At 61.0% G+C, this 14,353-nt stretch carries 16 protein-coding genes; 15 read left to right on the forward strand and 1 reads right to left on the reverse strand.

The window, feature by feature from the left end:
* Nucleotides 1–162: 162 nt before the first annotated feature.
* Complete coding sequence (locus ACPWR9_RS10460) at nucleotides 163–981, forward strand: IclR family transcriptional regulator (protein ID WP_426297013.1); 819 nt, start codon at nucleotides 163–165, stop codon at nucleotides 979–981.
* A 21-nt stretch (nucleotides 982–1,002) separates the two neighbouring features.
* Here ACPWR9_RS10460 and ACPWR9_RS10465 read toward each other — a convergent pair whose 3' ends face one another.
* Nucleotides 1,003–1,647, reverse strand: a complete 645-nt coding sequence (locus ACPWR9_RS10465; RefSeq protein WP_426297971.1) for a GntR family transcriptional regulator — start codon at nucleotides 1,645–1,647, stop codon at nucleotides 1,003–1,005.
* Between the two features lie 221 nt (nucleotides 1,648–1,868).
* Here ACPWR9_RS10465 and ACPWR9_RS10470 point away from each other — a divergent pair, with 221 nt between their 5' ends.
* The 14 genes from ACPWR9_RS10470 to ACPWR9_RS10535 all read left to right on the forward strand — a co-directional run bounded on the left by ACPWR9_RS10470 (nucleotide 1,869) and on the right by ACPWR9_RS10535 (nucleotide 14,345).
* On the forward strand, nucleotides 1,869–3,167 hold the full coding sequence (locus tag ACPWR9_RS10470; RefSeq protein ID WP_426297012.1) for an MFS transporter: 1,299 nt from the start codon (nucleotides 1,869–1,871) through the stop codon (nucleotides 3,165–3,167).
* A gap of 74 nt (nucleotides 3,168–3,241) precedes the next feature.
* Nucleotides 3,242–3,976 carry a maleate cis-trans isomerase family protein gene (locus tag ACPWR9_RS10475; protein WP_426297011.1) on the forward strand — a complete coding sequence of 245 codons (735 nt, stop codon included), beginning with the start codon at nucleotides 3,242–3,244 and terminating at the stop codon, nucleotides 3,974–3,976.
* Between the two features lie 4 nt (nucleotides 3,977–3,980).
* Entirely contained in the window at nucleotides 3,981–5,414 is a 1,434-nt protein-coding gene (gene hydA / locus ACPWR9_RS10480) for a dihydropyrimidinase (protein ID WP_426297010.1), read from the forward strand.
* Nucleotides 5,415–5,445: 31 nt separating this feature from the next.
* Complete coding sequence (locus ACPWR9_RS10485; RefSeq protein ID WP_426297009.1) at nucleotides 5,446–6,183, forward strand: aspartate/glutamate racemase family protein; 738 nt, start codon at nucleotides 5,446–5,448, stop codon at nucleotides 6,181–6,183.
* A gap of 304 nt (nucleotides 6,184–6,487) precedes the next feature.
* Complete coding sequence (locus ACPWR9_RS10490; RefSeq protein WP_426297008.1) at nucleotides 6,488–7,063, forward strand: DUF4255 domain-containing protein; 576 nt, start codon at nucleotides 6,488–6,490, stop codon at nucleotides 7,061–7,063.
* Between the two features lie 20 nt (nucleotides 7,064–7,083).
* Nucleotides 7,084–8,037, forward strand: coding sequence for a hypothetical protein (locus ACPWR9_RS10495; RefSeq protein ID WP_426297007.1), 954 nt, complete (start codon nucleotides 7,084–7,086; stop codon nucleotides 8,035–8,037).
* A gap of 19 nt (nucleotides 8,038–8,056) precedes the next feature.
* Nucleotides 8,057–9,778 (forward strand): phage tail sheath family protein, encoded by a 1,722-nt coding sequence (locus ACPWR9_RS10500; RefSeq protein WP_426297006.1) that lies wholly within the window; start codon nucleotides 8,057–8,059, stop codon nucleotides 9,776–9,778.
* A 54-nt stretch (nucleotides 9,779–9,832) separates the two neighbouring features.
* Nucleotides 9,833–10,291: a phage tail protein gene (locus tag ACPWR9_RS10505; protein WP_039398341.1), complete on the forward strand. Its 459-nt coding sequence runs from the start codon at nucleotides 9,833–9,835 to the stop codon at nucleotides 10,289–10,291.
* Nucleotides 10,292–10,359: 68 nt separating this feature from the next.
* Complete coding sequence (locus ACPWR9_RS10510) at nucleotides 10,360–10,824, forward strand: phage tail protein (protein WP_426297005.1); 465 nt, start codon at nucleotides 10,360–10,362, stop codon at nucleotides 10,822–10,824.
* A 4-nt stretch (nucleotides 10,825–10,828) separates the two neighbouring features.
* Nucleotides 10,829–11,023 carry a DUF5908 family protein gene (locus ACPWR9_RS10515; protein ID WP_426297004.1) on the forward strand — a complete coding sequence of 65 codons (195 nt, stop codon included), beginning with the start codon at nucleotides 10,829–10,831 and terminating at the stop codon, nucleotides 11,021–11,023.
* A 3-nt stretch (nucleotides 11,024–11,026) separates the two neighbouring features.
* A complete protein-coding gene (locus ACPWR9_RS10520; RefSeq protein ID WP_426297003.1) occupies nucleotides 11,027–11,710 on the forward strand; it encodes a CIS tube protein in 684 nt (227 codons plus the stop codon).
* A 4-nt stretch (nucleotides 11,711–11,714) separates the two neighbouring features.
* Nucleotides 11,715–13,505, forward strand: a complete 1,791-nt coding sequence (vgrG, locus tag ACPWR9_RS10525; RefSeq protein ID WP_426297002.1) for a type VI secretion system tip protein VgrG — start codon at nucleotides 11,715–11,717, stop codon at nucleotides 13,503–13,505.
* Nucleotides 13,506–13,534: 29 nt separating this feature from the next.
* Nucleotides 13,535–13,837 carry a PAAR domain-containing protein gene (locus tag ACPWR9_RS10530; RefSeq protein WP_426297001.1) on the forward strand — a complete coding sequence of 101 codons (303 nt, stop codon included), beginning with the start codon at nucleotides 13,535–13,537 and terminating at the stop codon, nucleotides 13,835–13,837.
* A 70-nt stretch (nucleotides 13,838–13,907) separates the two neighbouring features.
* On the forward strand, nucleotides 13,908–14,345 hold the full coding sequence (locus ACPWR9_RS10535; protein WP_426297000.1) for a GPW/gp25 family protein: 438 nt from the start codon (nucleotides 13,908–13,910) through the stop codon (nucleotides 14,343–14,345).
* Nucleotides 14,346–14,353: the final 8 nt, after the last annotated feature.

The following is a 14,353-nucleotide window of genomic DNA, read 5'->3' on the forward strand; positions in this document are numbered from 1 at the left end:
CTATCAGAAAGAACTAAGTTCTGTTTGGTAGAACTATACGAGCAAGATTGCTGGTGTTTAAGTTGGGTAAACCCGTATTTCACTCATTTTGTGGAACTTGTGTTCTGTCCGGTAGAACTGTAGAGTGGCCGAACATAACGAAACGCACGACAGGAGAGGCCGGTGGCCGAAGAAGCATTCAGCACGCAAGGGCAGGCAGCGGAGGGCGGTGGCAATGCCGATAGCGGCAGCGGGGTCGCAGTGTTGGACCGCGCGTTTTCGATTCTCAATGCGTTCGGTCCGACCGAAGATGGCCTGACGCTCACCGAAATTGCGCTGCGTACCGATCTCTACAAGAGCACGGTGCTTCGCTTGCTCGGTGCGCTCGAACACGGCGGCTTCATTCGCAAACTCGGCGACGGCCGGTACGCCATCGGTCCGCAACCGTTGCGGCTCGCGGCGCGTTATCAGCGGTCGTTTCAGGTGGGGCCGGTGATCGAGCCGGTACTACAGCAGTTGAGCCGGGAGCTGGGCGAAACTGCATCGTTGTATGTCCGTCAGGGCGATCAACGGCTGGTGCTGTACCGAGTGGAGCCTTCGCGGGCGGTGCGCGTGTCGATTCGGATCGGCGAAGAATTTCCGATTTCGAAGGGCGCGTCGGGCAAGGTCTTGCTCGCTTTCACAGAGTCCGACGACCCACGTTGGGCCGACGTGCGTGAGCGCCTTTGGGCCGTCTCGTTCGGCGAGCGCGATCCGGAGACAGCGTCAGTCTCAGTGCCGGTGTTCGGTGCCAGTGGGGAGTTCGTTGGTGCGCTCACGCTGTCTGGGCCGAAGGCGCGCTTCGACATGGCGTCGGCGGTGAAGCAGGCATTGACGGCGCTACTCGACGGCGCGCGCCGCGCGACCGTCGCACTGGGCGGCATGGGTGAGCGCTACGACGCGAGTCTTGCTGCCACACGTCAAACCGGATTCACGGTGCCGGGGCACGACGCCAGCGCGTAAATCGCGTGGCGTTCATCACCGTCATTCGCCCTTGCGAATCGCTTCTGCCACGACGCTCAGCACTTCTGTGGCCGTGTTCTCCGAGTGCGCCTTGAGCACATCGCCCAAGCGAGGACGCCCGTCCTCGCGTAGCGCACGCATGATCTGTTCATGCTCTTCGTGCGACTCCTGCCAACGTAAGTGATCGGCATTCGCCGCGCCACGCGCGCGGTGCACCTTGCTCATCAGTGCCGCGTAAATCGACGACAACACCGGGTTGGCCGCGCCATCGACGATCAGTTGATGAATCTCCTGATTGATGCGGAAGTAATCGGTGCGATGCCCCTTGCTGTGCGCATCGAGCATCTGAAGATGCTTCTTCTCAAGGGTGCGCAGCGCGATATCCGTCAGCCGCACTGCGGCCAATTCGCCCGCCAGACGCTCCAGCCCATGCAGCGTTTCGAACGTGGCACGCAACTCCTCCAGATCGAGCGGTGCAACACGGTAGCCGATGTACTGGCGATGTAACACCAGCCCCTCGGAAACCAGCGTTTTTAACGCCTCGCGTAGGGGTGTCTTCGAGACGTCGAAAAGTTCGCAAAGCGCTTTCTCGTCGATGCGCTCGCCCGGGGGTAATTCGCCTTCTTCGATCATGACGCGAAGGCGTGCAGCGATCTCGGCGGACATACCGAGCGTGCGGAGTCTGGGGGACTGTTGGAGGGGAAGGGCCACGGTGTCTCGTTATCGATTATCAGTGTCGAAAAGATCCTACCATATAGGGAAATCCCTACGTATCATATCAATAAAATCAATTATTTACCGACGTTGTAATTACAGATTACAGATTCTATACTCACTCCCAAGTTGCGCGACGACGGTACTCAAGTCATCTAATCGGGAGATTCACCATGCAGTCGACAAGCAGGGCCGCAACGCTGACCGGTGCGAAGAGCACGGTTCGCTGGAAGATCTTTTTTCTGATGCTGTTCCTCATCGCCGTGAACTACATCGACCGCGCGTCGTTGTCGGTGGCGATGCCGTTGATCTCGAAAGAGTTCGATCTGACGCCAGCGATGGAGGGCCTGATTCTTAGCGGCTTCTTCTGGACCTACGCCGTCATGCAGATTCCGGGCGGCATGCTGGCCGACAAGTACAAGCCACGCATCGTCATCGCACTGGCCACCGTTTTTTGGGGCCTGTTCCAGGCGGCGGCAGCGTTTTGCACGAGCGCTACGACACTGCTCCTGACCCGCTTCGGGCTGGGCGCGGCCGAGGCGCCGATCTATCCGGCGGGCGGCAAGCTCAATGCCATTTGGATGACGCAGAACGAACGTGGCCGCGGTGCCACGCTGCTTGACGGCGGCGCACCGTTGGGTGCCGCGCTGGGCGCCATCATCATCACGTGGCTGATCACCGTACTGGGCTCGTGGCGTCTGGCGTTCGTGGTGGCGGGCGTGGGCACGATGCTCGCGGGCTACGTCGCATGGCGTTACATCCGTAATGCACCGCGCGAACATCCGGACGTCAACGAAGACGAAGCCAATTACATCGAGATGGCGCAAGCGTCGGAGCATCGCGCCGAGCCGGAGAACCTGTCGGGCCGCTCGCTGGACTTCTTCAAATACCGCTCGGTCTGGTGCATGGCGCTCGGTTGGATGTGCTTCAACACCGTGTTTTATGGCCTGCTGACGTGGATGCCGAACTACCTGCACAAAGTGCACGGCTTCGATATCAAGCAAATGGGCGGTGCCAGCTTCATCATCTTCTTCTGCGGCTTCGTCGGTGAGTTGATCGGTGGCTGGATCGGCGACAAGTGGAAAGCGGCGGGTGGCGCGCCCAATAAGGTGATGCGCACGCTCTTCGGCATCGCTGCGGTCATCGCAACCGCGTCGATTTTCTCGGTGGCTTACGTCACGAGCGATGTGGTCACGGTCGTGCTGCTGTCGTCGACGCTCTTCTTCCTGCGTTGGTGTGGCCTGTACTGGTGCATTCCGTCGATCCTCGGCACGCGCAACAAGATCGGTTTTCTCGGCGGCGTGATGAATCTCGGCGGCAACATCGGCGGTATCAGCGTGCCGTTGATCGTCGGCCTGATCGTGCAAACCACCGGCTCGTACTTCCTCGCGCTGATGTTCTTTGCGGCAGCCGGTGTGGGGTTGTTCGTGTGCTCCACGCTGATCGATTACGAACGAAAACTCCCTGTCTGATTCACTGAATTACCTGACCGGCACGCGCTCGCAGCGGCCGGTCGCTGTCTTTTGCTTTTTGTATTGGAACGACAATGACAAAAAACTCCCGCACTTTGCTTGGCATGCTCACGCCGTCCTCCAACACCGCGCTCGAACCGATCACCAGCGCGATGGTCGCAGGACTGCCCAATGTCAGTGTCCATTTTTCCCGCTTTCGCGTGACCGAGATTTCGCTCGGGTCGACCGCGTTGGGCCAATTCGATCTGGAGAAGATTCTCGACGCCGCGAAGCTGCTCGCCGATGCCGAAGTCGACGTTATCGCCTGGAACGGGACGTCGGCCGGTTGGTTGGGTTTCGAAACCGACGAAGCACTTTGTCGGCAAATTACCGAGGCGACCGGTATCCCGGCGACGACCTCTGTGTTGGCGCTTAACGAAATTCTTGAACAGACTGGCGTCAAGGAATTGGGGCTGGTCACGCCGTATCTCGAAGATGTTCAGCAACGAATCATCGCGAACTACGCGCGGCGCGGCATTCAATGCACGGCAGAGCGCCATCTCGACTTGCGCAAGAACTTCGAATTCTCCGAGGTCGACGACGACACACTCAACCGACTGGTGAAGGAAGTGGCCGAGCAGCGCCCGCAAGCGATCACCACGTTCTGCACCAACCTGCATGCCGCGCCACTGGCGCGTGCGCTCGAAGCGCAAACCGGCATTCCCGTGTACGACACGATTTCGACGGTGATCTGGAAATCGATGAAGCTCGCCGGACTCGACACGCGCGCGTTGTCCGAGTGGGGACAACTGTTCGCGCGAGGGGGGTGACGCCATGACCCATGCATTTTCGGGCGTGCAGCCGTTTGATCTTGTCATCCGCAATGCCGATGTCGTCACCGCTTCCGATCGCTTTCAGACCGATATCGGCGTGAGCGATGGTGTCATCGTGGCGTTGGGCCGCCGCCTCGGGCCGGGGCGGCGGGAGGTGGATGCCACGGGCCTGTTGGCCATGCCGGGTGGCGTCGACGGTCATTGTCATCTCGATCAGCCGATGCCGGATGGCTTGCGCATGGCCGACGACTTCTTCACCGGCACGCGCGCGGCCGTATGCGGCGGCACGACGACGGTAATTCCGTTCGCGGCGCAAGAGAAAGGCGGTTCGTTACGTGCAGCCGTCGAGGACTACCACCGACGTGCGAATGGACGCGCCGTGGTCGACTACGGCTTTCACCTCATCGTGGCCGACCCCACCGAAAAGGTGCTGAAAGAAGAGTTGCCGCAGTTGATTCAGGAAGGCTACACGTCGTTCAAGATCTACATGACCTACGACGATCTGAAGCTCTCGGACCGAGAAATTCTTGAGGTGCTGTCGGTGGCACGCGAGCATCGGGCACTGGTGATGGTGCATGCCGAGAACTCGGATTGCATCGCGTGGCTGACCGACAAGCTGGTCGGGCAAGGGCGCATTGCACCGAAGTTCCACGGGCTCGCGCGCCCAGCTGCCGTCGAGCGCGAAGCGACGCATCGGGCCATCACATTTGCCGAGCTGGTCGATGTGCCGATCCTGATCGTGCATGTGTCCGGCAAGGACGCCATCGGCCAAATTCGCTGGGCACAGGGACGCGGCATGCCCATTCTTGCCGAGACGTGTCCGCAGTATCTCTATCTGACGGCCGACGACATGGGGCATCCTGGCGACGATGGGTATGCCGGTGCCAAATGCGTTTGCAGCCCGCCGCCGCGCGATACCGACAATCAGGAAGCTGTCTGGAAAGCGTTGAAGCAGGGGGTGTTCTCGGTGTTCTCCTCGGACCACGCGCCGTTCAACTACGACGATCCGCAAGGCAAGAAGCCCGGAGGAAATACGCCGTCGTTCGAACACATTCCGAATGGCATTCCCGGGATTGAAACGCGACTGCCGCTGTTGTTCGACGGTGTGCGTCAGGGGCGGCTGTCGCTGCATAAGTTCGTCGAACTGACGTCGTATCGCCCGGCGCGCTTGTATGGTCTGTACCCGCGCAAGGGCACGATCGCCATCGGTGCGGATGCCGACATCGTGCTGTGGGACCCGGACGCAAAGGTGCAGATCGCGAACGATGCCTTGCATCACGCGGTCGACTACACGCCGTACGAGGGCAGGGAAGTGACGGGATGGCCGGTGCACTGCTTCTCGCGTGGCGAGCAACTTGTCGCCAACCGGAAGTATCTCGAGCCGGCGCCGGGGCGCGGTCAATTCTTGCCGGCCGATGCGCCGTCGCTCGTGTGACGCGTAGAAAAGGAGATAAGGAGACGATGCAATGCGCTTGCTCGTGATCAACCCCAATATTTCGACCAGTGTGACCGCGCTGATCGAGGCGGAAGCCCGCCGCGCCGCCTCGCCGCAAACGTCGCTGTCGTTTGCCACCGCACAGTTCGGTGTGGCGTATATCGAAACGCGCTTCGAAGCGCTAACCGGCGGCTATGCGACGGCCTGCGCAGCGGCAGAGCGGGCCGGAACGTTCGATGGCCTTGTCGTGGCAGCCTTCGGCGACCCCGGATTAGGCGGTATCAAAGAGTTGTTCGACGTGCCTGTGGTCGGTATGACCGAGGCAGCACTGGCCAGTGCGTGCCTGCTCGGTAACCGTTTCTCGATCATCGCCATCTCCCACCGTATTCAGGCGTGGTATCGCGAATGCGTCGCGGCGAATGGTTTGTCGTCGCGTCTTGCCAGCATTCGCTGCCTTACGTCGCCGCTGCGCGACATCGCTACGGTGCAGGAAGATCACGCGGCAAGGCTCGTGGAACTGAGTCAGATGGCGGTGGAGCAAGACGGTGCCGATGTCATCATCGTGGCCGGTGCGCCGCTAGCCGGACTTGCGCGCCAGTTGCGCGGCCAGATTTCGGTGCCCGTGGTCGACGGCGTCTCCAGTGCCGTCAAGCACTGCGAGTCGCTGATGGCGTTGCAGCCAGGCGTGGCAACCGGTGGCAGCTTCCAGCGACCACCACGCAAAGACAACACCGGCTTGCCACCGGCATTGCAGGCGCTGCTCGACTGACAACGCCATTGCGCGAGCGTCGCGGTCACTCAAGTTACGGAAAGGTTCGGTAATGTTTGGTAAGGCCGGCACGGAAACGTCGCCGGCCTTCGTTTTTCTATCGCCGCGCCAATCGCTGTGCGCATGTGCTACAGTTCCGCTGCAAAAAATGAAAGCCAGATACAAAAAAACGCTCAGGAATGCAGAGCGATACGTTTCGGCCAACGAGACGGCGTAGGAATAATTACGACAAAGCAGTACCGGTAGTCGACAGTGTTGTACCGAATCAGATAAGCAATTGGATTGCGAACGGTATCGGGGAACCATGATTAACGCTGCTGTGGGCCACCTAGCGGGGCGGCTCAATGAGTACTTAAAACAAGCCTACACACTCACCGAAGACATCGTGACGATGTCCGGTCTGGTGGATATGCACGGCCATGCCGTTGCGGACACGAACAACCGTTTGGTTGTGTTCCTCACGCATATCGAACGAGACACGGGGCCGTATCGTCAGTCACTGCCTGGGGAAGCGGGCGCATCGCGCACGACGACAACCGTCGCACCGCTTTATCTGAATCTTTACGTGATGGTGGCCGCCAATTACACCGGCGGTAACTACGAAGATTCGCTCAAGCTCATCTCAGGCGCGATCACCTTCTTCCAGCGTTATCCGGTCTTCGACCACCAGTCTTCGCCGTCGCTCGACGCGCGTATCGACCGGCTGGTGCTCGAAATCGAGAATCTCAATATCCGCGAACTCAGCAATCTCTGGACGATGCTAGGCGGCAAGTATTTGCCGTCGGTGCTGTACAAGGTGCGCCTGATGGCCCCCGATACCGGCGATATCGTCGGTACCGTGCCCACGGTGCGAACGCCTGTACCGGCGCTCAATCACTGACCCGGCCCGGAGCGCGTCCGATGTCCGCCACGTCCAACGGGACCGCCGTGTCAGGCTACACGCGGCTATTCACCGTCGATCTCACCCATGCGTACTGGTCGCAACCGCACGCATGGGTGCGTCACGAGCTCACGCCCGAGACCCTCGATTGGGCGCGGCGGCGCGATCTGCTCGTGCGCGCGCACCGGCGTGGCGTCGCCGTGTTTTGCGATGCGGCGCGACGAGATGCGCTGCTAGGCGATATCAAACCGGGTGAGGCCGTCGCGACGATCAAGTGGTATGCACAAGACGCGCATTTTTCGCGCTATACCGCACCGGTGCTGAACGGCAGCAACGTGTATTTCCTGCAAAGCACAGCGAGTGTGCCGGTCGCCGAAACGAATGCACAAGCGCGCGAAACGGCACCTGACGTCAACGCGATCACGCGGCGCTTGCATGTCGGCGATGCCATCGACGCGACCCATGCGCTGCCCGTGACAGCACCTGCGCTCGCCGCCCATATTGCGCGAGCCGACCGGCTTTCTCCGCCGGTGCTGGTCGTGCAGATCGACCTCGCCGATCACGTCGCCACGGCTTCCGAAACGCAGACCTGTATCGACTACACGGTGCATTTCGACGTGCGCGCGACGCGCTGGCGCTACTACTACGTGAGCGACGCCGACAACGATGCGTTGGCGATTACCGATCTCGACGAGACGGTGACGTTCGTCGCGGCGGGCAGCGAGCCGCGCAGTGGTGGGCGTCGTGCGCTGGTCTTCGAGAGCGAACAAGACATTGCAATGCAGCAGCAATATCCGCAGCGATTTCAACTGCGGGAACGGGGCCGGTCGGGTGAACGTGTGTTGATCCGAAGACTGCCCAATGCCGAAGTTGGCAGCGTGATTCAGCAGGGGATGGAGACAAAGCAACGGCAGGAACGGCAGGAAGCGGCGCAGAGCCGGGCAGTTTGGGTGTCCGAGATCTACATCAATTGATCGTTGACCGAGGTGAACCATGGCGCAATACAAAACACCAGGCGTATACGTAGTCGAACAAAATGCATTTCCCAACTCCGTGGTGGAAGTCGCCACGGCCGTGCCGGCCTTTATCGGCTACACCCAGTTCGCCGATAACAAAGGCACGCCGCTGGCCAATACGCCGTGGCGTATCAGCTCGATGGCGGAGTTCTTGACGTACTTCGGCGGTGCACCCACGACGAGCTACTCGCTCGACGCGGTGCCTCAGACAGCTCCGGCAGCCCCGGCAGCCGATGCGGGGGCCGCACCGCAACGTCCCGTCGTGACCGATCTTTTCGTCGGCCCGACCGGCGCGCGCAAGCCGTTCAAGCTCACCGCGCAAGGCACGGAGTACTTGCTGTACTACAGCATGCTGCTGTTCTTCCAGAACGGCGGCGGCCCGTGCTATGTGGTCTCGGTCGGCACGTATGCCGAAAACGAAATCGATCCGGGCAAGCTGACCAAGGGCATCGACACGCTCGTCAAAGAGCAGGAGCCGACGATGGTCGTGGTGCCCGAAGCCGTGCGCCTGTCCGCACAGGACTGCACGACCGTGCAGCGCGCCATGCTCATGCACTGCGGCTACACGATGCGTAATCGCTTTGCGATTCTCGACGTGTTCGACGGCTACTGGGACCGCCAGGCCCCGGGCGGCGATGCCATCACGGCGTTCCGCGATTCGGTCGGCTCGGAATTCTTGGATTTCGGCGCCGGGTATTACCCGTGGGTGAACACGTCGATCGTGACCGAGAAGGATCTCGACTTCACGAAGATTTCGAACCCGGCACAACTGCAAACGCTGGTTACTGCGGAACTGGACCCGGTGCTCAACCCGGTGCCGTCGTCGCCCGCCGCACAGGCGAAGGCCGCGCAGGTCAAGGAAGTGCTGGCGAAGCTGACCGGTGGTGCCGCTGCGGCCGCACCCGCAGCACCGGCTGCCGCCGCGCCTGCGGGCGGCGACGCACCGGCAGCAGACGCACCCGCCGGTGGCGATGCTCCTGCCGCAGCACCGGCCGCCGCACCTGCGGCTGCGCCGAAGCCCGCCGCGATGTCCGCCAACGACATCGAAACGCTGCACAAGACGCTCGCCGCACTGAGCAACGTCTACGTGCAGGTGCTGCAATCGTTGCAGAAGAAGCTCAACCTGCTGCCGCCGTCTGCCGGGATGGCGGGGCTGTACACGCTCGTCGACAACACGCGTGGCGTGTGGAAGGCTCCGGCGAACGTCAGCCTGAACGGGGTGGTCTCGCCGAGCGTGAGCATTTCCAACGCCGATCAGGAAGACCTCAACGCGCCGACCAACGGCAAGTCGGTCAACGCGATTCGCAGCTTCATCGGCGAAGGCGTGATGGTGTGGGGCGCGCGTACGCTCGATGGCAACAGCCTCGACTGGCGCTACCTGAGCGTACGCCGCACGATGATCATGATCGAGGAATCGCTGCGCCTCGCGTGTAAGGCCTATGTGTTCGAGCCGAACACGGCCAACACGTGGGTGACGATCAAGAGCATGGTGCGCAACTTCCTCACCAGCGTGTGGAAGCGTGGCGGTCTGGCCGGGGCGAGCCCGGACGACGCGTTCCAGGTCTTTGTCGGGCTGGGCGAGACGATGACCGGCGACGACATTCTCGAAGGTCTGCTCAAAGTGTCGGTGCTGGTGGCGGTGAGCCGTCCGGCCGAATTCATCGAGCTCACGTTCGAACAACAAATGCAGAAGTCCTGAGGCCGTTGGCCTGGCGCAGCATTTTCCGCATGCAATCTTTAGACGAGGTGTGTGATGGCAGACGACGGCTCGAAACAATCCACCACAGTGTGGCCGCTTCCCAAGTTCTATTTCCAGGTGAAGTGGGACTCGCAGGTCATGTCGTTTCAGGAAGTGAGCGGTCTGGACGTGCAGTCCGAAGAAATCAAGTATCGCCACGGCGACAGCCCCGAATTCTCCGTGATCAAGATGCCGGGCATGAAGAAGTACGGCAATGTGACGATGAAGAAGGGCGTGTTCAAGTCCGATAACAAGTTCTGGGACTGGTTCAACCAGATCAAGATGAACACCATCAAGCGGGTGCCGGTGACGATCAGCCTGCTCGACGAGGCTGGCAAGCCGACGATGGTATGGACGCTCGCCAACGCGTGGCCGACCAAGATCACGGGCACCGATCTGAAGTCCGAAGGCAACGAAGTCGCCATCGAGACGATTGAGATCGTGCACGAAGGGTTGACCATCGCCAACAGCTAACCACCGGTCACCGGTCTCGGCGCGCTTGTAGTCGGGCGCATCGAGACCGGCCCGCGCACCTGTCCGACATGCCGTCATCGCCTTTCGATCCGTACCCGCCTGCAGCCTTCCACTTTCGCGTGATGTTCGCTACGACTGGCGGTGCCGTCGATGCGTCGTTTCAGGAAGTCTCCGGCATCAGCACTGAGCTCGACACCGAATCGGTCCCCGAGGGCGGGGAAAACCGCTTCGTGCACACGTTGCCGAAGGGCGTGAAGCACCCGCATCTCGAGCTCAAGCGCGGGGTCGCTTCACTGTCGTCGCCGCTGGTCATGTGGTGCCGTTCGGTATTCGAAGGCGAGTTCATCGTGCCGATACGGCCGCAGTCGTTGATGGTGCAACTGCTCGATGAGATGCATATCCCGATCCGCATCTGGACGTTTGCCAATGCCTATCCGGTGAAGTGGGAAATCGAAGGTTTTGGATCGACAAAGAATGAGGTGGCGATCGAGAAGATCGCGTTGAGCTATACCTACGCGAGCCGCATGGAGTAATCCAATGTCGATTGAAATCGGCCAGTTGAGTATCAAATCGAACGTCATACAGCAGGCGCCCGGAGAAAGCAGCGCCTTGCCTTCGGCCGACGATGCGCCGGAGACCGTATCGGGATTCGACGCACAGGCGCGCGCCGACTTGCTCGCCGAGTGTCGTGCGCTCGTGCTCGATTTGCTCGAACGTGCAAAGGAGCGCTGATCCGTGGCGGCCAGTCTGAATCGCAGAAAATTCAATATCGCCCCGTGCAAGGTTTCGGGCGGTCAGATTTCGGTCGACACCAGCCGCACGGCGTTCGAGGCGCTGATCAACCCGGTGGGTTACAAGCGCAAGCTGAGCATCGAGTACAACAAGAAGCAGACGCTCGGGCAGCCGAGCGCGACACCGCGTTTCAGTGCGATTCGCCCGGAAACCATCACTATCGAGAACCTCGTGCTCGACGGCACGGGCGTGGTCGACGGCACCGGCTCGCGCAGCGTCAAAGACATGATCGACGCGTTGCTCGCCGTGATTTACCAATACGACGGGAAGAAGCACGAGCCGAACTACATCCGTTTGTTGTGGGGTACGTTCATCTTTTTCGGCCGGGTGGAGTCGATTGCGCTCGACTACACCATGTTCAAGCCGACCGGCGAACCGCTGCGTGCACGCGTCACGCTGGGTATCGTCGGCTGGGTGAGTGCGACCGAGAGCGCGTTACGCGCCAATCTCAGTTCCCCCGACCTGAGCCATCTTGTCGAGGTGACGGCGGGCGATACGCTGCCGCTGCTGTGCAATCGTATCTATAACGACCCGTCTTACTACCGCGAGGTCGCGCGTATCAACAACCTGACCAGTTTCCGCAAGTTGGAGCCGGGCATGGTGCTGCGCTTTCCGCCGCTCGTCTGACGCCATGGCCGATTCTCCCGCCCTCAACGCCGATGGTGTCCTGACGCTCACGATCACGAGCGCAGGCAGCCCCATCCCCGATACCGCGGAGGTGATCTCCGTCGAGATCGATCGTGCGGTGGGGCGCGTAGGTAGCGCTCGCATTGTGCTGCGCGACGGCGACATGCCCAACGACGACTTCCCGGTGAGCGACCTGGATGCGTTTGTCCCGGGCAACGCCATCGTCATCAGTGCGGGTTACGGCGGTACGACGAAGCCCATCTTCGACGGCGTTGTCGTGCGGCACGGCATCAAGATTCTCGGCAACAACGACGCCAGGCTGATCGTGGAGTGCAAGCATCAGGCCGTCGCGATGACCATCGGCTGCAAGAACGCGAATTATGTGCAGCAGCAAGACAGCGGGATCATCAGTCAGCTCATTTCCAATGCCGGTCTCACGGCCGACGTGACCACGACGCAGACTCAGCATCAGGAGATCGTGCAGTTTTACAGCACCGACTGGGATTTCATGGCGCTGCGTGCGGAAGCCAATGGCGCGCTCGTTATCGCCGATGACAACGGCACGGTGAGCGTTAAGCCGCCGCAGACCAGCGCAGATGCCGTGCTCAAGGTGACCTATGGCATCGACATGATGTCGTTCTCCGCCGATATCGATGCGCGCACGCAGTTGCAGAGCGTGGTCGCCGCCGCGTGGGACCCGGGCACGCAGGCGATGGTGCAGCAAACGGCGCCCGCCAAATCACTGTATGAACAGGGCAACCTAGCGCCCGGGAAGCTGGCACAGGTGGCTAGCCCGTCCACCTTCCGGCTGCAATCGACGGTGCCGTTGATCAGCGACGAGTTGAAATCGTGGAGCGAGGCGCGGCAAATGCGCGCGGCGCTCGCGTGCATTCGCGGCCGTATGTCCTTCCAGGGCAACGCGTCGGCCAAGCCCGGCGTGATGATCGAACTGGTGGGTGTTGGCAAACGTTTTAGCGGCAGCGTGTACGTGAGCGCGGTGCAGCACCGCATTGCCGACGGCAATTGGATTTCCGAGGTGGAGTTTGGCTTGTCGCCAGAGACCCACAGCGAGCGGCACGGCGCGGGGGACGTCATGGCGTCGGGGCTCGTGCCGGGCGTGGGCGGGCTGCAAATCGGTGTTGTCACGAAGCTCGATGCCGACCCCGAGGGGCAGTACCGCATTCAGGTGGCGGTGCAGGTCTTGCAAGCGGAGACGGCGGGGGTGTGGGCGCGGCTGGCGAGTTTCTACGGCTCGTCGGGCGTCGGGGCATTCTTCATCCCCGAGATCGGCGACGAAGTGATACTGGGCTATCTCAACGGCGACCCGTCGCATCCGATTGTGCTGGGCAGTGTCTACAGCAGCCAGCGCAAGATGCCGTACGAATTGACGGCCGACAACTACACCAAGGCGTTGTGGACAAAAGGGCTGCTCAAGATCATTTTCGACGACGACAAGAAGGTGATTACCGTCATCACGCCACAGAAGAACACCATTGAGATGAGCGACGACGCCAAGTCGATCTGCCTGACCGATCAGAACAACAACAAGATTCAGATGACGCCTGATGGCATCACGCTCGACAGCCCGAAGGACATCGTCATCAACGCCAAAGGCAAAGTCAGCATCACCGCCGTGTCGAACATCGAGCAGACCGCGCAGGCGGATATCAAGAGCGAGGCGCTCAACATCAACAGCACGGCCAAGGTCGGCATCGTCGCCAAGGGATCGGCGACAGCGGAGCTTTCTGCCAGCGGCCAGACGACTGTCAAGGGCGCACTGGTGATGATTAACTGACGCGACATCGATAACCAGGAGACCCGACCATGCCGCTGGCCGCAAGACTCACCGACATGCATCTGTGTCCGATGCAGACACCCGCCGTCCCGGTGCCGATTCCGCATGTAGGGGGTCCCATCCTCGGCCCATGTGTGCCGACGGTGCTGATCGGCAAGCTGCCCGCAGCGGTGGTGACGGACAACTGTTTATGCGTCGGGCCGCCCGACTCGATCGTGATGGGATCGACGAGCGTGTTGATCGGCGGCAAGCCCGCCGCCCGAGTGGGCGACACCTGTGCGCATGGTGGTGCGATTTCAATGGGATGCCCGACGGTACTCATCGGCGGTTGAGTGCGGTAGCAAAACCGGTCGCGAAAGCGGCATAAAAAGAGACAGCGAACGTAACAAGGGGGCAGGACGCGTGAGCACCGATAAATCGTTTCTCGGGACAGGTTGGGCATTTCCGCCACGTTTCGGCGACCACGCGACGCAAGGGCGCACGCAGATGGTCGAGGCCGAAGCCGACATTCACGAGAGCTTGCGCATCATCCTCTCGACCGTGCCTGGCGAGCGGATCATGCAGCCCACGTTCGGCTGCGGCATCAAGACCTACGTGTTCGACGAAATCAGCGAAAGCGTACTCACCGAGATACGCGATGCCATCGAGCGGGCCATTCTGTTTTTCGAGACGCGGATCACCGTCGAGCAGATTGTGATCGATTCGTCGGCGGCCATGGAGGGACGTATCGACGTGTTGATCGATTACACGGTACGGGGGACGAACACGCGCAGCAACATGGTCTATCCCTTCTATTTCCTTGAAGGCACCAATCTGCCCGATAAGCAGATGCCGCGCTGATACGACTG

The organism is Pandoraea pneumonica (genome assembly GCF_049918595.1).
Classification (GTDB): Bacteria; Pseudomonadota; Gammaproteobacteria; order Burkholderiales; family Burkholderiaceae; genus Pandoraea; species Pandoraea pneumonica_A.